This window comes from Shewanella sp. FJAT-52076, assembly GCF_019457455.1.
GTDB lineage: Bacteria > Pseudomonadota > Gammaproteobacteria > Enterobacterales > Shewanellaceae > Shewanella > Shewanella zhangzhouensis.
In genome coordinates, this window is record NZ_CP080415.1 from 438,412 (window position 1) to 457,283 (window position 18,872).

Genomic DNA, 18,872 nt, shown 5'->3' on the forward strand with positions numbered 1-18,872 from the left:
CACATGAAGAAAACTCTGTCACTGCTGCTGTTCTTTTCTCTCTCTCTTGCCCAGGCGGCAGACCGTCCCAAGGTGGGTTTGGTGCTAAGCGGTGGTGGCGCAAAAGGCGCTGCACACGTAGGGGTGCTCAAGGTGCTTGAAGAGCAAAACATTCCGGTAGATTACGTCGCCGGCACCAGTATTGGGGCCTATGTGGCGGGCATGTATGCCCTCGGTTACAGCGCCAGCGAAATTGAAGCCATCATGATGAATGTCGATTGGAATCGGGGCTATTCCGATACCATCCCCCGTGAGGCACTCAGCTATCGCGACAAGCAGCTCAGGGACAAGTACAACATCCCGCTGAATATCGGCTATGCCGATGCCGAGGTGAAAACGCCCAGCGGCTTGCTGCGGGGGCAGACCATGTCGCTATTGTTGCGTGAGTCCACCGATGTGGTGCGTGAATTTGCCAGTTTCGATGAACTCGCGATTCCTTACCGGGCCGTGGCCACCGATTTGGCCACCAGTCAGCCGGTTATCCTATCCAGCGGCAGCGTCATCAAGGCGATGCAGGCATCGGCCACTGTGCCCGGTGCCTTGCAGCCCATGTTGATTGAGGGACAATTGCTGGTGGATGGCGGTATCGCCAACAACATGCCGGTGGATGTGGTTAAGGCCATGGGTGCCGATATCATCATCGCGGTGGACATAGGCTCGCCGCTGGTGGGCAATGATGAGCTGAACAGCACTATCGCAGTGCTGAACCAGTTGTCTACCATGCTGACCGCAGCCAGTACCGAGGCGCAGAAGAAACTGCTGACCGACAAAGACGTGCTTATCCGTCCGGCCATCGATGCCCTCAGTACCACAGATTTCAGCATCATGAGTACCGCGCTGGCGCTCGGCGAACAGGCTGCGAGGGAGCAGCTCGCGCAGCTTCAGGGCCTCGGCATTGAGGCGCAGCAATACGCAGAATATCAACACAGCAAGCGGGACAGATCCAGGGTATGGCTAGATGACATGCAGCGTCCTGTCGTCGACATTGTGTATGACAATCACTCCAGGGTCAGCGAAAGTCTGCTGGAGGATACGCTGGGCATCAAGGCCGGACAGGTTGTCAAACGCGAGGACCTCGAAGCGGGAGTGAACCAGCTCTACGCCCTTAACCGATTCGAGCGGGTGGATGCCGAATTTACCGACACGCCTGAAGGGCGGGTTCTGACCGTCTCCACCAAGGCCAAGTCATGGGGCCCCAACTACTTCGATTTGGGTTTTAACTGGGAAGATGACTTTACGGCCGACTCCGCAGTGACCCTGGACACCGCCTATACCATGACCAATCTCAATGATAATGGGGGAGAGTGGCGCAACGAGCTGAAACTGGGTTACGAAAAGCTGCTGGGCACCGAGTTTTACCAGCCACTGGACCGTGACCAGGAGTTTTACGGCCGGGCCCGCTATCAGTATGAAATTACTGCATGGGAACTCTTCGACGCCAACAACAAGGTGTTTGAATTCGATAAAGACTCACACCGAATCGACCTGGGACTGGGATTGAATTTCGCCCAACTGGGTCAGCTTGAGTTGGGGGTCACAGGTGAGAGGGGCAAAATTTCCAACGAGGCCTTGTTGTTGGAGGATTTGAAGTTTTCATCCTATGGCGGTTATTTCCAGATTGGGTACGACAGCCTCAACAGCATCAGCTTCCCTACGTCCGGCAACAGGGTCACGCTGCGCGTAACCGTGCGCAAGGAAGACTATCACATAGACGACTATGAACTGGAAACCAGCACTCAGGTTCAGGCCGATTGGAAAGGGGCTTTGGGCGTTGGTAACCATGCCTTCGTGGGCAAGGTGTCGCTGGAGTCGTCTGACAACGATGGCGAGTCGTATGTTCACCTCGCCGAGCTGGGCGGTTTCCTCAACCTCTCAGGCTACCGTAAAGACTCGCTGGTGGGGGCACACAAGGTCTTTGGTGCCTTTGTGTATCAGTATGACCTTGGGCGCGATGCCCTCGGAATGACAGACTACCCACTCTATCTGGGCGCCAGCCTGGAGGCCGGTAACGTCTGGTGGGAGATGAAGGATGTCTCACTGCAGGATCTCATCTACGCCGGCAGCATCTACATAGGCACGGATACCGATCTCGGCCCTGCAGCCCTTGGTATTGGTCTTACCGATGACGGTCAGCGCTCCTTCTACCTGTTCGTTGGAAAGAATTTTTAACAACTCACAGAAAGTTACAAAAACCCGCTTCGAAAGGCCTGACATCTCCTGTTAGGCTGTGCGGGACCTTTCCGCCCGCAGCTTGGGCACATAACAGAAAAATATCGGGGATGAATATGACCAAGTTATCTACTCTGGCGCTGGGCGTTGCCCTGGGGCTGGGTTTGGCTGGCTGTGCCGACAACAATAAAGCGCCTGAAGCTGCCGTCACCAAGGCCGTGGCCGTCTCAGGAATCGATAAGCAAAACTTCGACACGGGCGTGCGCCATCAGGACGATTTTTATTACAGCGTTAACGGCACCTGGCTGAAAGACACCCCTATCCCGGCCGACAAATCCAACTACGGCGCCTTCTCTGTGCTGTACGATGATAGCCAAAAAGCGCTCAAGCAAATTGTGGAAGACGCCGCTGCCAAGCCGAATAAGGCTGCAGGCTCAAACGAGCAGAAAATTGGTGACTTCTATGCCAGCTATATGAACACCGACAAGCTGGAGCAATTGGGTGTGACCCCAATCAAGGCAAGCCTGGAAGCCATAGTGGCTGCCGGCGATCACAAGGCGCTGGCGGGGCTTATGGGTAAACTGCTTACCAACGGCAGCTCCATTCCTTTCGGGTTTTGGGTTAACAACGATGCCAAAAATTCTACCCAATATGCCGTGTATATGAGTCAGGGCGGCCTGACCCTGCCTGACCGTGACTACTACCTGAAAGACGATGCCAAGTATGTGGCCAACCGTGAAGCCCTGGCCAAATACGTGACCGAGGTGCTGACCGCTGCCGGTTACGCCAATGCAGAGCGTGCCGCCAAGAGCGTCGCCGACATCGAACTCTTTATTGCGCAAAATCAGTGGAGCCGCGTTGAATCCCGTGATGCCAACAAGGCTTACAACAAGCTGAGCCGTCAGGAACTGACGGGCCTCTTTGGTGACTTCGACTTTGAAGCCTTCGCCGCCAACGCTGGCCTGGGTGAAAAGGTAGCCGACATCATTGTGCGTCAGCCTTCTTATTTTGAAGCGCTGGGCAAGGGTTATAGCAGCTTCCCGGTAGAAGCCTGGCAGGACTATCTGGCTTTCCATCTCACCGATGGTGCTGCAGAGCTTTTGAGCGACAACTTTGTGCAGCTGCACTTTGATTTCCACGCCAAGACGCTGGCCGGTGTAGAAGAGCAGGCGCCACGCTGGAAACGCGCCGTGGATGCGGCCGATCAGGTGATTGGTGAGCTGGTGGGCGCCGAATACGTGAAAGCCCACTTCAAGCCAGAAGCCAAGGCCCGCATGGAGCAGCTTATCCATAATCTGATCAAAGGCTTTGAAGTGAGCATTAACGATCTGGAATGGATGACCCCGGACACCAAGATTGCCGCTCAGGAAAAACTGTCCAAGTTCACCTACAAGATTGGCTATCCCGACAAGTGGAAGGACTACAGCGGTCTGGACATCAAGGCAGACGACCTGGTGGGCAACTATGTACGCTACGCCAACTTCGAATATGCCGACATGCTGGGTAAGCTGGGTCAGCCTATCGATCGCAGCGAATGGCATATGACGCCACAAACCGTCAACGCCTACTACAACCCGGTGATGAACGAGATTGTGTTCCCAGCAGCGATTCTGCAGCCACCTTTCTTCAACATGGCAGCCGATGATGCGGTGAACTACGGTGGTATCGGTGCCGTAATCGGCCATGAAATCAGCCACGGCTTTGACGATCAGGGTTCCAAGTACGACGGCGATGGCAATCTGCGCAACTGGTGGTCTGACAAAGACCGCGAAGAATTCCAGAAGCGTGGCAAGCAACTGTCTGAGCAGTATGCTAAGTACGAGGCCCTGCCCGGCAAGTTTGTGAATGGTGACCTGACGCTGGGCGAGAACATCGGTGACCTCGGTGGTCTGACTGTGGCCCTGCGCGCCTATCAGATGAGCCTGAACGGCCAGCCTGCACCGGTTATCGACGGTCTGACCGGCGAACAGCGCTTCTTTATGGGCTGGTCTCAGGTATGGCGTCGTAACTACCGTGACGAAGAGCTGGGCCGTCGTCTGCTGACCGACAACCACTCACCAAGCCACTTCCGCGCCATGGGTACGCCACGTAACATTCCCGGCTTCTACGAGGCCTTCGGTGTGACCGAAAACGACAAGATGTACCTGTCAGAACAGGAGCGGGTGAAGATCTGGTAACGGATTGTCCCCATTAAAAAGCCGGGCCACTGTTTTGAACAGGGCCCGGCTTTTTTATTTTATTTTTACAGCCAGTTAGCTCTGGTTTGCCAGCAGCGGCGGCAGCGCGGTTAAATCCTCGGCTTTCACATGGGCCACGGCCCAGCGGGCTTGCTCACGTTCATGGGCTGGTGGAATGGCCAGGGTCTGCATGGTGGCGGCGCGGGCGGCGATCAGGCCGTTGAAAGAGTCTTCCACCGCCAGACAGTGACGTGCGGGTACGCCGAGGGCATCGGCACACTTGAGGTATACCTCGGGGTGGGGTTTGCCGTAATCGAGATGCTCGGCAGACTCCATGGCCTCGAAATAGTCACGGATATTCAGGGTATCCAGCACGGCATCGATAATGGCCCAGCTTGACGAGGTGGCAAGGCCAATTTTAAGGCCCTTGGCACGGCAAAATTCCAGCGCCTCAATCACGCCCTTCATGGGCACACCCTCGGCCAGGATATGAGCGACCACGCCATCGACAATTTGTTTGGCCACGGCCGCGTTGTCGTAGTTGTCCCAGGGGAAGCGGCGATACCAATAGTCCACCACCATATCGATACGCAGCCCCACGGTTTCGTGAATATCTTCGGGCTTGATTGGTAGCCCAAGCGCGGCCAGCACTTCGTACTCGGCGAGCTGCCACACAGGCTCAGAATCGATAAGTACGCCGTCCATATCAAAAATCACGGCATCGATGCGGTTGGTTAACATGCTGTCTCCTCGGCTGAATGAGCCGATATTGTCGCTCGGGCAAAAAAAATTTTCAGCGCAATTTTGCGTTAACAGAAAAATGGTGTGTTGAATTTTAATGGATGGGTTATTGGTAACTTTTTGTATTGTATGAAATTTGCTCTTGTTTCAAACTATTGTCTAATTTCGTGCGTTTAATCGCTGGGATAAGGTGCCGCTTGCCCACAGAATTTCCGCAGATTTCCCCCGCACAAGAGTGTGAGCTGATTCATACTTTTTCAAAGCTGTAGTATACTGCAGCCCGGAAATCCGGGTCGTCCTGTCGGACTGTAGCCTTCATCCACGAAGACGTGCAGTTTCGTTGAGAGCGCCAAACAAAGAGGAATGTTGCCGTGCTAGAAGCATATCGTAAACACGTCGAAGAACGTGCTGCAGAGGGCGTTGTCCCTAAGCCACTCGATGCCCACCAGGTAGCCGAACTGGTTGAATTAGTAAAGAATCCTCCAGCTGGTGAAGAAGCCTTCATCCTGGACCTGCTTGAAAACCGTATTCCCCCCGGCGTTGACGAAGCCGCCTATGTTAAGGCCGGTTTCCTGGATGCCATCGCCAAGGGCACTGCCACTTCTCCTATCCTGAGCGCCGAGCGTGCCGTTGAGCTGCTGGGCACCATGCAGGGTGGTTACAACATCGAGCCGCTGATCCATCAACTGGACAACGACAAGCTGGCCCCCCTGGCCGTGAAAGCCCTGTCACACACCCTGCTGATGTTCGACTCTTTCCACGACGTGGTTGAGAAGATGAATGCCGGCAATGCTCACGCCAAGCAAGTGGTTGAATCCTGGGCCAACGCCGAGTGGTTCCTGAGCCGTCCTAAGCTGGCTGACAAGATTTCGCTGACCGTATTCAAGGTGACCGGTGAAACCAACACCGACGACCTGTCTCCGGCCCCCGATGCCTGGTCGCGTCCGGACATCCCACTGCACGCTCTGGCGATGCTGAAAAACGCCCGTGACGGCATCGTGCCCGATGAGCCAGGCGTAGTTGGCCCAATCAAGAAAATCGAAGAGCTGAAAACCCAGGGTTTCCCACTGGTTTACGTGGGTGACGTAGTAGGTACAGGTTCTTCCCGTAAGTCTGCCACCAACTCAGTGCTGTGGTTCATGGGTGATGACATCCCATTCGTGCCAAACAAGCGTGCCGGTGGTTTCTGTCTGGGCGGCAAGATTGCTCCTATCTTCTTCAACACCATGGAAGATGCCGGCGCTCTGCCAATCGAGCTGGACGTCAGCAAGATGGAAATGGGCGATGTGATTGATATCTACCCTTACGAGGGCAAGGTACGTCGCCATGGCAGCGATGAAGTGATTTCTGAGTTTGAACTCAAGACCGACGTGCTGCTGGATGAAGTTCGCGCCGGTGGCCGTATTCCGCTGATCATCGGCCGCGGTCTGACCGACAAGGCCCGTGAAGTGCTGGGTCTGGGCGCATCTGCCGAGTTCGTTCGTCCTCAGGATGTGGCCGACACTGGCAAGGGTTTCACCCTGGCCCAGAAGATGGTTGGTAAAGCCTGTGGCGTGACAGGTGTTCGCCCCGGTCAATACTGTGAGCCCAAGATGACCTCTGTCGGTTCTCAGGACACCACAGGTCCTATGACCCGTGATGAGCTCAAAGACCTCGCGTGTCTTGGCTTCAGCGCCGACCTGACCATGCAGTCATTCTGTCACACTGCCGCTTATCCAAAGCCAGTGGACGTGAACACTCACCACACCCTACCAGACTTCATCATGAACCGCGGTGGTATTTCACTGCGTCCAGGTGACGGTGTTATCCACTCATGGCTCAACCGCATGCTGCTGCCCGATACCGTAGGTACCGGCGGTGACTCGCACACCCGTTTCCCAATCGGTATCTCCTTCCCGGCCGGTTCCGGTCTGGTAGCCTTCGCTGCTGCCACCGGCGTTATGCCACTGGATATGCCTGAGTCGGTACTGGTGCGCTTCAAGGGCCAGATGCAGCCTGGTATCACCCTGCGTGACCTGGTGCATGCCATCCCGCACAAGGCCATCGAAATGGGTCTCTTGACCGTTGAGAAGAAGGGCAAGAAGAACATCTTCTCTGGTCGCATCCTTGAAATCGAAGGTCTGGAACACCTGAAAGTTGAGCAGGCGTTCGAGCTGTCTGATGCCTCTGCCGAGCGCTCTGCCGCCGGTTGTACCATCAAGCTGGATAAAGATCCTATCATCGAGTATCTGAACTCCAACATCGTCATGCTCAAGTGGATGATCGCTGAAGGCTACGGTGACCGCCGTACCATCGAGCGCCGCATCAAGGGCATGGAAGAGTGGCTGAAGAACCCAGAGCTGATGGAAGCCGATAAGGATGCCGAGTACGCTGCGGTTATCGAAATCGACCTGAACAACATCAAAGAGCCAATCCTGTGTGCCCCTAACGATCCGGACGATGCCGTGCTGCTGTCCAGCGTTGCCAACACGAAGATTGACGAAGTGTTCGTCGGTTCCTGTATGACCAACATTGGTCACTTCCGCGCTACCGGCAAGGTACTGGACAAGTTCGCCAAGAGCCTGCCTACCCGTCTGTGGATTGCTCCGCCAACCAAGATGGACAAGGACCAGCTGACCGAAGAAGGTTACTACGGTATCTTCGGCCGCGTCGGTGCCCGTATCGAAATCCCGGGTTGTTCTCTGTGTATGGGTAACCAGGCTCGCGTAGCCGATGGCGCCACTGTGGTGTCTACCTCTACCCGTAACTTCCCGAACCGTCTGGGTACCGGTGCCAACGTGTACCTGGCCTCAGCGGAACTGGCCGCCGTAGCCGCCCTGCTGGGTCGTCTGCCATCGCCAGAGGAATATCAGGTATACGCCAAGGAAATCGACGCCACTGCCGCCGATACCTACCGCTACCTGAACTTCGATGAGATTGAGTCCTACACCAAGAAAGCCGGTGAAGTGATCTTCCAATCTGCGGTCTAAGTACTGACTCGCTTAGTGAGTTGAAAAGCCGGCGCAAGCCGGCTTTTTTGTGCTTTTTTTCAGCGAGTTGGTGGTATCTTAGTCGCATAGGCGCGTAAGTGTTGTCGCTGCCCGCAAACTCAGGTTTTTAGTTAACTGTCAAACAACATGGAGGTTTAAATGCACGCAGCTTTATATCTGATTTGGTTTGGTGTTGGACTCTCGCTGGCGGGTTGGCTTTGGTATCGTCACCCAGGCCAGTCATTTTGGGTTATGGCCCCGGTTTGGCGCGCTGCAGAGTTTCTTCGGCCCGTTGGCGTGTGGCTTTGGAGAGTCGGCACTGCTATTGGACTCGTGGGCGTGATTTGGCTGCTCGGGGACAAGCTGATTGGCTGATGATTGATGCTCTCGTTACACAAAACATGAACCAGTCCAAGGTTTGATTAAGCCCAGGCTGTTAGCGTAGTAAAGTTTATTTTTTAAATGAAATCTGTTGGTTGGGTACGTAATAAGGCTGCGAGTGCCGGTGCGGTAGCCAGCCCGGAATTTGGGTGTTTAGCGCCAACACGGGGCGTTTGTTTGGGTTGCCAAACTGCGTTTGGCGAAAGTCGTGGGGCTTCACCCCACACCCGGGGAAAGGGTGAAAGCGTGCCCCGCGGGCAAGCGACAGAACTGCTTCTGTCGCTTAGCTGGAGCCGAAGCGCTCTGCGCGCCACGCGGAGGCCGTTTCGACTGGCAATTGCATCAATGCAAAAGAGCCAGCTCACCCTACATGGTTCGCGCTCATGGACGCTCTGGCGAGCATGAGCCCTTGTCCAATCCCCCTGCGACCCCAGACGAAGCCGAGCACTTTGGCCTTATGGGCTGAAAACGACCACCGTGACCGATTCGCTCCAAGCTCAACGGTCACTGCTTCGGCGAAGCATATCCTTATGCTTCCCCCCGGCTCGGCTGTCCTGCCTCGCGCTCGTGAGCTAGTCGCGATGCGACACTCGCCCCTGTCTCGGCTCGCTCGTTTCACTCAGCCCAACAGCCAAAGCGGCTTCGATGGGGGAAGAAGTGAAACCTTTTGGAACAGTGTTGAGTGAGAGTGTTGTTGGTGTCCTCACTTTTAGAATCATGCGCATGCGCACTTTCCACCCAGGATGATTTTGATAATTTAAAAATCAAATTTAAAAACAGCGTGTTGCGTGAGATTTTGCCAAGGGGGGAGTTGGGATTATGCGTATGCGCACTACTATAGAATAGTTAGATCTTAAAATATATAGAGGTCAAATGAAGTTTAGATATCTTAATAATTGGGATAATCCAAGAGAGTGTAAAGAGCTCGTATATTTCTCTCAATTGCTTGAGGAAATGCTCTTTGACTTTTCCTTGGATACTTATAAGCCTTCAGCACTAAACACTAGCCTTCTCTGTGTTGAAGCACTAGATGTTATTAACGATATTGAAAACGGTGTAATTAAAGGTCCCAATCTAGATCATGTTCTGGAAGAGCTTACAGAGAGATTAAAAAGAGACAGGGTAGCTGCGTCGCTAATAAAATCCGACTTAGAACAAATTCTGGCAATTCTTCAAAATAAAAAGAAATTTATTGCCGAGAAAAAAGTAGTTCTTGAGCTGCTTTGGTCACAAATAAACTTGCCGGCTTATCGCAAAAAGAACGAAGAATTGCTAATAATCGCGGTTAGTACGGGTGGTGATTTTAACGAGATCCGTTCTTTGGCCAGAAGTTTCATTACAACTTTGAAAAACTATGGATTCAGCTCTAAATGGCTTTATGAAAAAACAATTTATTTTTTTCACGAAGCAGATCAAAGGATATCCAGTAATAATGATATATCGAGATATATCGAATTTTTCAGAGTTGAGAAGAAAGAATATATAGCTATATATAGAGCATCTAATATTTTCAAGACCATTAAGGATTCATGTGAAAAAATCAATCTTGAGGTATCAGATGAAATTGAAGATTGTCAAACTCAAATAAAGGACAATGGATTCACTTTGTCTGGTGATGAAACATATGTAGCTGTAAGGAAACTGAAAGCAAATGAATTGTATTCGGCTCGGGAGGAATCCGATACAAGAATGGAGCTAATGCAAACATTTCTCACGCTGTTTCACCATAAAGAACACCCTGCATGGTCGGATGAATGTCTAATCATAACCGCAGATGATATGACTTCAGCAATAATTTCTAAGCCTATAAACCCAATGCTTAAATGCATAGACCTTCGCGCTAAAAAAGCATCGAAACGATTGAATAGCTTTATTTCAGAGTTTTCTTTAGATGAGGATTCCCTTTCTAAATTTGCTAGAAGCTCAGAGCTTCATTCTTTGGCTCTAAGCAGTGATTCTATTGAAAATCAAATGATAAACTTGTGGATAGCATTAGAATCGCTCATTCCTCCGTCAACCGATGATATTTCTACAATTGAAAATATAGTAAATTCATCCATGCCGTTTTTGACTTTGAACTACATAAATAGAATGCTTGATCGGCTCAGTAGCGACTTATTCAACTGGAACAGGAATGAGCTTAGTCGCGCATTGCGTGGTATTGATGGGGACAGCTTTCGCTCGAAGCTTGCAAAACTTTTGGTACTGGATCAACATCAACAAAAACGTGATAGATTGGACAGATCCTTCAGAGACTTTCATTTGTTGAGGAATAGATTCTTTTATATTGCTTCAATGATATCTGATCCTAAGAGAATCGTGGGTACGATAGCAGATCATGAGGAGAGGGTTGCCTGGCAGCTAAGACGAATTTATCGCGCAAGGAATATTATTGTTCACTCCGGCAGGACCCCTTCAGCCACAAGTGCATTAATCGAAAACATACATGACTATCTCGATATTATCATGTCAACTTTGGTTACTTTGGCCTCGCAGCGTAATAGTATACATTCCGTTAACCAAGGGTTTAAGTTTATCGAGATAAATGCAGCAGCTAATAAAAAGGCAATTAAGCACTTGAATGAAGAACAGTATAAGAAAAACCTTGATGACGCACTATTCAAGTACGGGATCTAACAAGCGCAGCAGTTGCTCCCGCTGGTCGCTGGGACGTCCAAAAAGCTGAGCTTATTTGGCCGCCCCTGTGCGCGGCGTTATTTCCTCTGGCATTAGCCTCTTGGCTTGGCTGAGTCCTTGCCCTTTGGCGTCCCTGATCTGGCGCCGCCCGCTCCACGCTGTGGGTTTGCAGGTTTTTTTCGTTGCGCCGCTGCCCAAGGGTTTTTGGCTGCAGTGCCGCCTTCGCTTGCCCTTGGCTTTTCGGTGCGAGACTTTGGTTGAGAGATGGGCTGAGAGCTGGGCTGGGCTTTGTGCCGAGAGCTGGGCTGGGCTTTGCGCTGAGAGTTGGGCTTATAGTCGAGAATAGACACAGGGATAGGCTTTTTGGGCTCAAATCCCTCAATCACCCGCCGGTCAATCACATGCCCCAGACGGCTTTCAATCATACACAGATTCTTGAAATCATCTTTTGACAGCAAAGATACTGCTTCTCCTGTCATGCCCGCACGGCCGGTACGACCGATACGGTGAATATATTCATCCGGCGGGAATGGCAGATCGTAGTTCACCACCCGCTCCAGTTTATCGACATCAATCCCCCGGGCGGCCACGCCGGTGGCGACCAGATACTGCAAGCTGCCGTCTTTAAATTCACTCAACACCTGTTCGCGCGACGCCTGACTGCGGCCACTGTGAAAGGCTTCGGCGCGAATGCCGCGCTTTTCCAGCTGGCTGACCAACTTGGCGGCACCATGTTTGGTTTCAATGAAAATCAGCGCCTGCTGCCATTGTTCAGTTTGGATAAGATGGCTCAGCAGTGCCGACTTGGCGTCCTTGTCGACCGTCACCAACCACTGGGAAATCTCCTTTTTGCTGGGCTTGGCGATGGCAATTTCAACCGGATCCGGCACCGCCGTTTTGGCCAGTTCGCGGATCCGTGGGGACAGAGTCGCCGAAAACAGCAGATTCTGGCGGTTCGTGGGCATGCGGCCAATTAGGTCGTTAATGACCTCAATAAAGCCCATATCCAGCATGCGGTCGGCTTCATCCAGCACCAGCACCTGGATTTCGTCAAAATGCACAGCGCGCTGATGGTACATGTCTTTGAGTCGACCCGGCGTTGCCACCAGAATATCCACCCCCTCAATCAGCGCCTGCTTTTGGGCCTCCATATCCACACCGCCATACATGGCCAGCACGGTCAGCGGCAAATTCGCCGCGTAGGCGCTAAGATTGTCAGCCACCTGCACCACCAACTCCCGGGTTGGCGCCAGAATCACCGCCCGTACCCGTTTTTTCCGTTCGGTCTTACCCTGGCTTAAGCGCTCAATCAGCGGCAGTCCAAACGCTGCCGTTTTGCCCGTCCCGGTTTGAGCCGCGGCCAGCAGATTGCGGCCACTTAAGGCTACCGGGATTGCCTTTTGCTGGATCTCGGTAGGCTGTTGATAGTTCAGCGACTCAAGTGCAGAACTAATGGCGGGAGCTAATCCCAGACGGGCAAATGACATAGCAAATCCAACTCAGTGTTAAGGGCGGTAGCCTCAGTGTTAAGGGCGGTAGCCTCGGGATGGGCGCGCATTCTATCGCTATTCATCCTGGATTCAAAGCCAGCGGCGCTTGATGGGACCTGCCGACATTGAACCAAGTCAAGCACAGAAAGCCAGGACAGAAAAGAGTCAGGCCAATTCATCCTATCCCGTCAGATCCCATCGGATCCTATCTCGTCAGATCACAGTGCCGTACCGTGGACCCAATCGAGCACTGGGTTCAGCCACTCGGGTAGGGGTTGATAAAAGGCGCCGTGCAGTTTCCCCGTGTCGATTTTAAGCTCCTTGAAGCTCGCCGGTTTTTCGGAGTAGTCCATAAAGTGGCGGCAGCTTGCGCCCAGCGCATCGCTCGCTTCATAAATCGACAGCACCCTGCCGGATAATCTCAGGCTGGGTGGGACTGAACCTTCGGGGCACGATGCCAGCAGCACGTAGCGCAGCTCAGGGCGATGCAGGTAGCTGGACACCCGGGTGGTAATGCCGCCGCCCTTTGAAAAGCCGACCACCACTATGTTGCGCTCAGGCACGCCTGCTTCAATCAACTGCTCAATTTGTGCCACCAGGGTGCCGGCATAAGCGTAACTGTTGGTATTCGCCGGTCGCTGGGCTGAAATCACCACTGCGCCACGGGAAGCCAGCGCATCCAGCACCGCCGGGTAATCATATAAGCCAAAGCGTGGGTCGGTTGGCCTGGGGCCACTGTTTTCAATAATGCGGCCGTGTAAATAAAAGAGATAGGTTGCCGAAGGGCTTGGCTTGTCGGGCGGCGTAGTCACCACAGTGCCTGCGATTGCCTGTCCTGCGGTTGCCTGTATGGTTAAACTGCATGCCAGCACCAATGTCGCCAATCCTGCTTTCATCACAACCTCATCAGTTTGTTCTTCCGGTCACTCAAGGTCACATACATTGGCAGGCTTTAGCGCAGATAAGATGCCATCTGGGAATGTTATCCCCGTAAGCCCGCCTTTTTGTACCCTGATTTCAGCCGTAAGCTACTACCTTGATATAAGCGCTCACAGGCACTAAGTACTCACGGCTACAGATTGTCTATTTGGCCGCGCGGGCCTGATAGTAAGCGCTAATGACCGGCTCGGCACCAATGCGCTCTGCATAGGCTTGCAGTGAGGGCGCGATACGCGCGACGCTGTCTGCCGGAATATGATCCAACTGGCCCGAACCCAGCCAGCGCAGCAACATAAACACTTTAAGATCCGCTATGGTCAGTTTGCCGTTGGCGAAGTAGTTACCCTGTGCGGCGAGCTTTTGAGACATCCACCCCAGGTACAGGGGCAGAGGGCCTGCCACAAAGGCCTCGCGGGCACTCTTTAAGGCATCACCCTGCAGGCCGAAGCTGGCGACCAGTTTATTGGTGAGGTCTTCAGAGCCATCTATGATTTCATCGCACAGCAGCGCCTGAAACGGGTCCTGGGGATAAAGGTCGGCCGCCTTGCCAAAATAGCGCAGCAAGGCACTCGACTGGGTGTACTGTACTCCCTCTATATTGACAGTGGGCACCTGGCCCAGCGGTGTGGTTTTGCGCACTTCGGCAAATTCACCATAGCCGAAACGGAAATCCTCAAACGGGATACCGGCGGCGTGAAGTACGATACGGATTGGCTCACCACGGCCGCCATCAACATCGAAATAACTGACTTTAATCTGGGTCATTGTGCTCTCCTGAGATGTGTATTTTGCTGGATATGAGTTCTGGTCGTTTTTATACCCTGAGGGTTACGACAAAGAGGGGCTGGTATCGTCTTGAGGCGTGGTATGCCTGTACAGCTTGTGCCTGAAACCTGTCAGGAAACAACAAAGCCGGCGCTGGCCGGCTTTGTAAGACATCTGCAAGGTATTCAAGAGTGTTTGCTGTGCAGCACTTCGAGCAGCTGATCTTCCAGCTGGAAGCGGGTCTCCATGGCGTCGCCGAGGTGGGAGAGATCTTCATCGAGCTGCATCAGCACATTGTCGTCATCCACGCCCGTGTACTTATCGTTGAAGTCCAATGCCATATCTGTGGTGTTGTGAATTTTGGGAAGCAGGTTCTTGGCAATGTCCTGGCTTGACTTGCCGTTGGTTTCACAGGCGCTGACCACCTTGTTATAAATCTCGAAGTGGCCTTCGGAAACATAATCAACCAACAGATCGCAAAAGGCTTTGACATGATCGAAGGAGGGAAGACGTGCGCGGTCTTCGTAGGGAGGTAAACCCGCGATTTGGCAGTAATGCACCAACAGGTTTCTGCGGTTTTCCAGCCACTGGTCAATGAGCTTATTGGCGCCGCCCCATCTTTGTTCGGCTTTTTCCAGCTGACTCAGCATTTCGGGCCTCTCTTCCTTAGATGTCGTTCTCTTACTGTAGGAGAGAAATCGGGTCCTGATCAACTGATTTTTGACGCATTCAGTCTCAGGTATTGAATGGACAAACCAGTTGTTTTGTATACAAAAAAGCAGAAATAAAAAGCCCGGCTACAGAAATCTGTGGCCGGGCGAGTCGGAATATATGCGGGCTCGATGTGACGAGCTTCTTGATTGTTCTTGCTAGCGCAGACTTTTTATACCAAAGGGGATCTGCCCACGCAACTTTTTTCTGTCTTCCGATTCACATAAGCGTCATTTTCCCGTCATCCTTTTGATCCTGATCAGAAGATAGGCTGATAACTTTTGTCCGGGCATTGAGGCGCAGCGCAGCTCACAGAAATGAATTTTGAAAGGTTACTTTATTCCCGTAAATGCTAAACTACCGCGCAGCTTTCATAAGAACAGGAATCACGCCAAATGGCAGAATTGAAAAACGATCGTTACCTGCGCGCCCTGCTTAAACAACCCGTGGATGTCACTCCCGTGTGGATGATGCGTCAGGCGGGCCGTTATCTTCCTGAATACCGTGCAACCCGTGCCCAGGCCGGTGACTTTATGTCACTGTGCAAAAACGCCGAACTGGCCTGCGAAGTAACGCTGCAGCCACTGCGCCGTTACGAGCTGGACGCGGCCATCCTGTTCTCTGATATTCTGACCATTCCCGATGCCATGGGCCTGGGTCTGTACTTTGAAGCCGGCGAAGGCCCACGTTTCGAGCGCAAGGCCGACACCCTGGAAGCCATCAAGGCGCTGCCAATCCCGGATCCGGAAGATGAGCTGGGCTATGTGATGCGTGCCGTAAGCACCATCCGCCGCGAACTCAAGGGTGAAGTACCTCTGATTGGTTTCTCCGGCTCGCCATGGACCCTGGCCACTTACATGGTGGAAGGTGGTTCCAGCAAGGCGTTCGAAAAAATCAAACGCATGATGTACTCCGAGCCAATGGCATTGCACCTGCTGCTGGACAAGCTGGCCGACTCGGTCATCCTGTACCTGAACGCGCAAATCGCCAACGGTGCTCAGTCAGTGATGATTTTCGACTCCTGGGGCGGCGCCCTGTCTCACAGCGCCTACCGTGAGTTCTCACTGCGTTACATGCAGAAGATTGTTGATGGCCTGACCCGTGAAGCCGATGGCCGTAAAGTGCCAGTGACCCTGTTCACCAAGGGCGGCGGTCTGTGGCTCGAATCTATGGCCGAAACCGGCTGTGATGCCCTGGGTCTGGACTGGACCGTGGACATCGCCGATGCCCGCCGCCGCGTAGGCCACAAGGTTGCGCTGCAGGGCAACATGGACCCATCCATGTTGTACGCGCCAATCCCACGCATCGAAGAAGAAGTTGAGCAGATTCTGGCTGGCTTCGGCGAAGGTACCGGTCACGTGTTCAACCTCGGCCACGGTATCCATCAGCATGTGGATCCTGAGCATGCAGGCGCCTTTATCAAGGCAGTACACGAGAAGTCGCGCAAGTATCACAAGTAAGCGGTCGTAACGCTTAACTGAATACTGTCAAAAGGCCCGCCAATGCGGGCCTTTTTGTTATTTAAAGCCGGTTATTGAAAGACGAATGGTGAATGCCGGTTGGTGAGTGCCAATTGTTCAGTGCTTGTCGCCGATGGGCTGGATGCTGTGGTATTTACACGGCCTTTCAGGCTGGCAGTTCAATTCTGAACTCACAGCCCTCACCGGGGCGGCTGACGGGCATCAGCTTCATGCCCAGCAGGCCGGTCAACTGGCGCACAATCGACAGGCCGACCCCCAGCTGTGGCAAATCCGTACTGCCGGTTTGCTGCCAGGCCGCCTGCAATTCGGCGTCCATGCCGGGGCCTGTGTCGCGAATGCTGATGGTCTGCTGCTCGCCCTCAAGCAGGCTGACAGAGATTTTGCCGCCCTGCGGGGTGTAGCGCAGCGCGTTGTCCACCAGATTGGCCAGCACCCGGCCAAAGAGCTGCGGATCGGTATGCAGCGACAAGGCGCCTGGATCGTCGATACAAAGCTCAATCTGTTTCTGCTGAGCCTTGGGCGCAAAGCACTGGCCCAGCTCGTCCAGCACGGGCTTAAGCGGCGTTAGGCGCGAACGCACCCGTATCTGCCCATTTTCCAGCGCCGCCAGCTCCAGCAGCTCGCCAAGTTGCGATTTAAGCTTTTCCCCCGAGCGCATCCCGGCTTCAAGCCAGGCGGTGTCGCGCTGTTTTTCTGGGGTAATGAGGAAGGTTTCCAGATACCCCAGCAGTGAGGTCAGTGGTGTCTTGAGATCGTGGGACAAGTGCAACAAAAACTGTTGCCGGGCCACTTGCTGGTTCACCAGTTTTTGATGCTGCTGCGACAAGGTTGTCAGCAACAGATTGATATTATTGGCAAGACTTTCTATTTCGGCGCCGCCACCATAATGCCCCGGCAATGTGGTGTGGCCCGCCTCGGCGCCCGACAGCCGCAGGGTTTCCAAATCTTTACTCAATCGCCTGAGCGGTGTGCTCAGCGCCTTGGCCAGCAGCAAAAACAGCGCTATCACAAAGCCGATGGCCAGCAGCATACCGGCGCCAAGGCCGCGGCTTTGAATGTCACTGGCAAGTAGCTGATGCCAGCTGTCGTAAATCTCGCCGCCGATGATGACATAAAGGTAACCCGTGAGTTTGCCGCTGGGGTCTTTAAGCTCACTGACCGAAAATATCTTTTGCTGCTCGCCGGAGCGCGGATCCGTGCCGGTAATCGGCAGGGGCTCGCCCCGCAAAAAGCGCGCAATCGGCGCCAAATCCACCTTGCCGGTGACGACCTTGTTTGGCGCGGCATCGAATGCCAGCACCTGTCCTGTGGGGCTTAGGGTATAAATCTCAAAGCTTGGCCCCAGCAGCATAAAGTCGTGAAAGGCTTCTTTGAGGGCGCTGTCGGAGGTGACACCCCGCGACAGCATGGGGTTGATATGGGCCATATGGGCCGCCAGCTCCAGATGCAGCGACTGCTGCACCTTGTCACGCCCCAGCCGGTGGCTTTGCTCCAAAAAGGCGCCGAGAGCCAGCATCAGCCCCAGCATCAATACGGTCGAGGCCAGCAGCAGCCGGGAAAACAGGGTTTTCATCAGTGCAATGCCGCCTGGGCTGCGGGAGGAGCAAATTTATAGCCCACGCCCCACACGGTTTGCACCAGCTCACGGGAGCCGGGGATATGGGCGAGTTTGCCCCGCAGGCGATTGATGTGGCTGTTGACCGTGTGCTCGAAGCCTTCAAAACGATAGCCCCATACGGCATCCAGCAGTTGGGTGCGGCTGAAAACCTGTTGCGGGTGGCGGGCCAAAAAGGCAAGCAAGTCAAATTCTTTGGCGGTGAGGGGCAGGGGATTGTCGAAGGCGACCACTTCGCGGGAGTCCACATCGATGCGCAGTCCTTCAAATTCGATCAGCTGCCGTGAAGGAGCGGCGGTCAGACGGCGTCTGAGCAGCGCTTTGGCACGGGCACGCAGCTCAAGCACGCTGAAGGGCTTGGTCATATAGTCGTCGGCACCGCTTTCGAGCCCGAGAACTGTGTCGGCCTCGCCATCGCGGGCGGTGAGCAGCATCACCGGCATCTCCTGGCCTGCGTTTCTCAGTTGCTGACACAGCAACAGGCCATCGCCATCGGGCAACATGCGGTCGAGCAGCACCAGATCGATACGCTTGGCCTGCAGCAGCGCCTTGGCCTGATGCAAAGAGGCGGCGTGAAAGACCCGGAAATTAAGGGCCGTCAGGTTAACCATAATCATTTGGGCCAAATCCTGCTCGTCTTCCACAAGCAGGATCTGCACCCCTCCTTCCATAGCATGGCTATCTTTGGTGTTGCTTCCATTAATCTGATAAGGCATCACACAGGCTCCGGCGGTGACAGGTAACAAGATGACCTGACG

The 18,872-nt window shown here is 53.7% G+C and carries 13 protein-coding genes; 6 read left to right on the plus strand and 7 right to left on the minus strand.

Annotation, left to right across the window (positions count from 1 at the left end; genetic code table 11):
- Nucleotides 1-3 precede the first annotated feature (3 nt).
- Together K0H79_RS01965 and K0H79_RS01970 are read left to right on the plus strand one after the other, a co-directional pair.
- Nucleotides 4-2,208 carry a patatin-like phospholipase family protein gene (locus K0H79_RS01965; RefSeq protein WP_220077128.1) on the plus strand — a complete coding sequence of 735 codons (2,205 nt, stop codon included), beginning with the start codon at nucleotides 4-6 and terminating at the stop codon, nucleotides 2,206-2,208.
- Between the two features lie 116 nt (nucleotides 2,209-2,324).
- On the plus strand, nucleotides 2,325-4,385 hold the full coding sequence (locus K0H79_RS01970; protein WP_220077129.1) for a M13 family metallopeptidase: 2,061 nt from the start codon (nucleotides 2,325-2,327) through the stop codon (nucleotides 4,383-4,385).
- Nucleotides 4,386-4,460: 75 nt separating this feature from the next.
- On the opposite strand, the gene hxpB is transcribed toward K0H79_RS01970, so the two are convergent.
- Complete coding sequence (gene hxpB, locus K0H79_RS01975; protein ID WP_220077130.1) at nucleotides 4,461-5,126, minus strand: hexitol phosphatase HxpB; 666 nt, start codon at nucleotides 5,124-5,126, stop codon at nucleotides 4,461-4,463.
- A 371-nt stretch (nucleotides 5,127-5,497) separates the two neighbouring features.
- On the opposite strand from hxpB, the gene acnB reads away from it, so the two are divergent.
- From acnB to K0H79_RS01990, 3 genes are all read left to right on the plus strand, one after another.
- Complete coding sequence (acnB, locus tag K0H79_RS01980; RefSeq protein WP_220066496.1) at nucleotides 5,498-8,095, plus strand: bifunctional aconitate hydratase 2/2-methylisocitrate dehydratase; 2,598 nt, start codon at nucleotides 5,498-5,500, stop codon at nucleotides 8,093-8,095.
- Nucleotides 8,096-8,254: 159 nt separating this feature from the next.
- Nucleotides 8,255-8,470, plus strand: coding sequence for a hypothetical protein (locus K0H79_RS01985; protein ID WP_220077131.1), 216 nt, complete (start codon nucleotides 8,255-8,257; stop codon nucleotides 8,468-8,470).
- Between the two features lie 879 nt (nucleotides 8,471-9,349).
- Nucleotides 9,350-11,113 (plus strand): hypothetical protein, encoded by a 1,764-nt coding sequence (locus K0H79_RS01990; RefSeq protein WP_220077132.1) that lies wholly within the window; start codon nucleotides 9,350-9,352, stop codon nucleotides 11,111-11,113.
- A gap of 92 nt (nucleotides 11,114-11,205) precedes the next feature.
- Here K0H79_RS01990 and K0H79_RS01995 read toward each other — a convergent pair whose 3' ends face one another.
- The 4 genes from K0H79_RS01995 to K0H79_RS02010 all read right to left on the minus strand — a co-directional run bounded on the left by K0H79_RS01995 (nucleotide 11,206) and on the right by K0H79_RS02010 (nucleotide 14,957).
- Entirely contained in the window at nucleotides 11,206-12,600 is a 1,395-nt protein-coding gene (locus K0H79_RS01995; protein ID WP_220077133.1) for a DEAD/DEAH box helicase, read from the minus strand.
- Between the two features lie 221 nt (nucleotides 12,601-12,821).
- Nucleotides 12,822-13,499 carry an alpha/beta hydrolase gene (locus K0H79_RS02000; protein WP_220077134.1) on the minus strand — a complete coding sequence of 226 codons (678 nt, stop codon included), beginning with the start codon at nucleotides 13,497-13,499 and terminating at the stop codon, nucleotides 12,822-12,824.
- A gap of 187 nt (nucleotides 13,500-13,686) precedes the next feature.
- Nucleotides 13,687-14,307 carry a glutathione S-transferase family protein gene (locus K0H79_RS02005; protein WP_220077135.1) on the minus strand — a complete coding sequence of 207 codons (621 nt, stop codon included), beginning with the start codon at nucleotides 14,305-14,307 and terminating at the stop codon, nucleotides 13,687-13,689.
- A 185-nt stretch (nucleotides 14,308-14,492) separates the two neighbouring features.
- Nucleotides 14,493-14,957 carry an Rsd/AlgQ family anti-sigma factor gene (locus K0H79_RS02010; protein WP_011758507.1) on the minus strand — a complete coding sequence of 155 codons (465 nt, stop codon included), beginning with the start codon at nucleotides 14,955-14,957 and terminating at the stop codon, nucleotides 14,493-14,495.
- Nucleotides 14,958-15,413: 456 nt separating this feature from the next.
- On the opposite strand from K0H79_RS02010, the gene hemE reads away from it, so the two are divergent.
- A complete protein-coding gene (hemE, locus tag K0H79_RS02015; RefSeq protein WP_011758508.1) occupies nucleotides 15,414-16,478 on the plus strand; it encodes a uroporphyrinogen decarboxylase in 1,065 nt (354 codons plus the stop codon).
- A gap of 166 nt (nucleotides 16,479-16,644) precedes the next feature.
- Here hemE and K0H79_RS02020 read toward each other — a convergent pair whose 3' ends face one another.
- Together K0H79_RS02020 and K0H79_RS02025 are read right to left on the minus strand one after the other, a co-directional pair.
- A complete protein-coding gene (locus K0H79_RS02020; protein WP_220077136.1) occupies nucleotides 16,645-18,072 on the minus strand; it encodes a sensor histidine kinase KdpD in 1,428 nt (475 codons plus the stop codon).
- Nucleotides 18,072-18,830: a response regulator transcription factor gene (locus K0H79_RS02025; RefSeq protein WP_408733365.1), complete on the minus strand. Its 759-nt coding sequence runs from the start codon at nucleotides 18,828-18,830 to the stop codon at nucleotides 18,072-18,074. The genes K0H79_RS02020 and K0H79_RS02025 overlap by 1 nt, the downstream gene beginning before the upstream one ends.
- Nucleotides 18,831-18,872 lie beyond the last annotated feature (42 nt).

Bases quoted from the DNA above. Each gene is read 5' to 3' on its own strand.
- K0H79_RS01965 (WP_220077128.1), top strand. From the start codon at position 4: ATGAAGAAAACTCTGTCACTGCTGCTGTTCTTTTCTCTCTCTCTTGCC.
- K0H79_RS01970 (WP_220077129.1), top strand. From the start codon at position 2,325: ATGACCAAGTTATCTACTCTGGCGCTGGGCGTTGCCCTGGGGCTGGGT.
- hxpB (WP_220077130.1), bottom strand. From the start codon at position 5,126: ATGTTAACCAACCGCATCGATGCCGTGATTTTTGATATGGACGGCGTA.
- K0H79_RS01985 (WP_220077131.1), top strand. From the start codon at position 8,255: ATGCACGCAGCTTTATATCTGATTTGGTTTGGTGTTGGACTCTCGCTG.
- K0H79_RS01990 (WP_220077132.1), top strand. From the start codon at position 9,350: ATGAAGTTTAGATATCTTAATAATTGGGATAATCCAAGAGAGTGTAAA.
- K0H79_RS01995 (WP_220077133.1), bottom strand. From the start codon at position 12,600: ATGTCATTTGCCCGTCTGGGATTAGCTCCCGCCATTAGTTCTGCACTT.
- K0H79_RS02000 (WP_220077134.1), bottom strand. From the start codon at position 13,499: ATGAAAGCAGGATTGGCGACATTGGTGCTGGCATGCAGTTTAACCATA.
- K0H79_RS02005 (WP_220077135.1), bottom strand. From the start codon at position 14,307: ATGACCCAGATTAAAGTCAGTTATTTCGATGTTGATGGCGGCCGTGGT.
- K0H79_RS02010 (WP_011758507.1), bottom strand. From the start codon at position 14,957: ATGCTGAGTCAGCTGGAAAAAGCCGAACAAAGATGGGGCGGCGCCAAT.
- hemE (WP_011758508.1), top strand. From the start codon at position 15,414: ATGGCAGAATTGAAAAACGATCGTTACCTGCGCGCCCTGCTTAAACAA.
- K0H79_RS02020 (WP_220077136.1), bottom strand. From the start codon at position 18,072: ATGAAAACCCTGTTTTCCCGGCTGCTGCTGGCCTCGACCGTATTGATG.
- K0H79_RS02025 (WP_408733365.1), bottom strand. From the start codon at position 18,830: ATGCCTTATCAGATTAATGGAAGCAACACCAAAGATAGCCATGCTATG.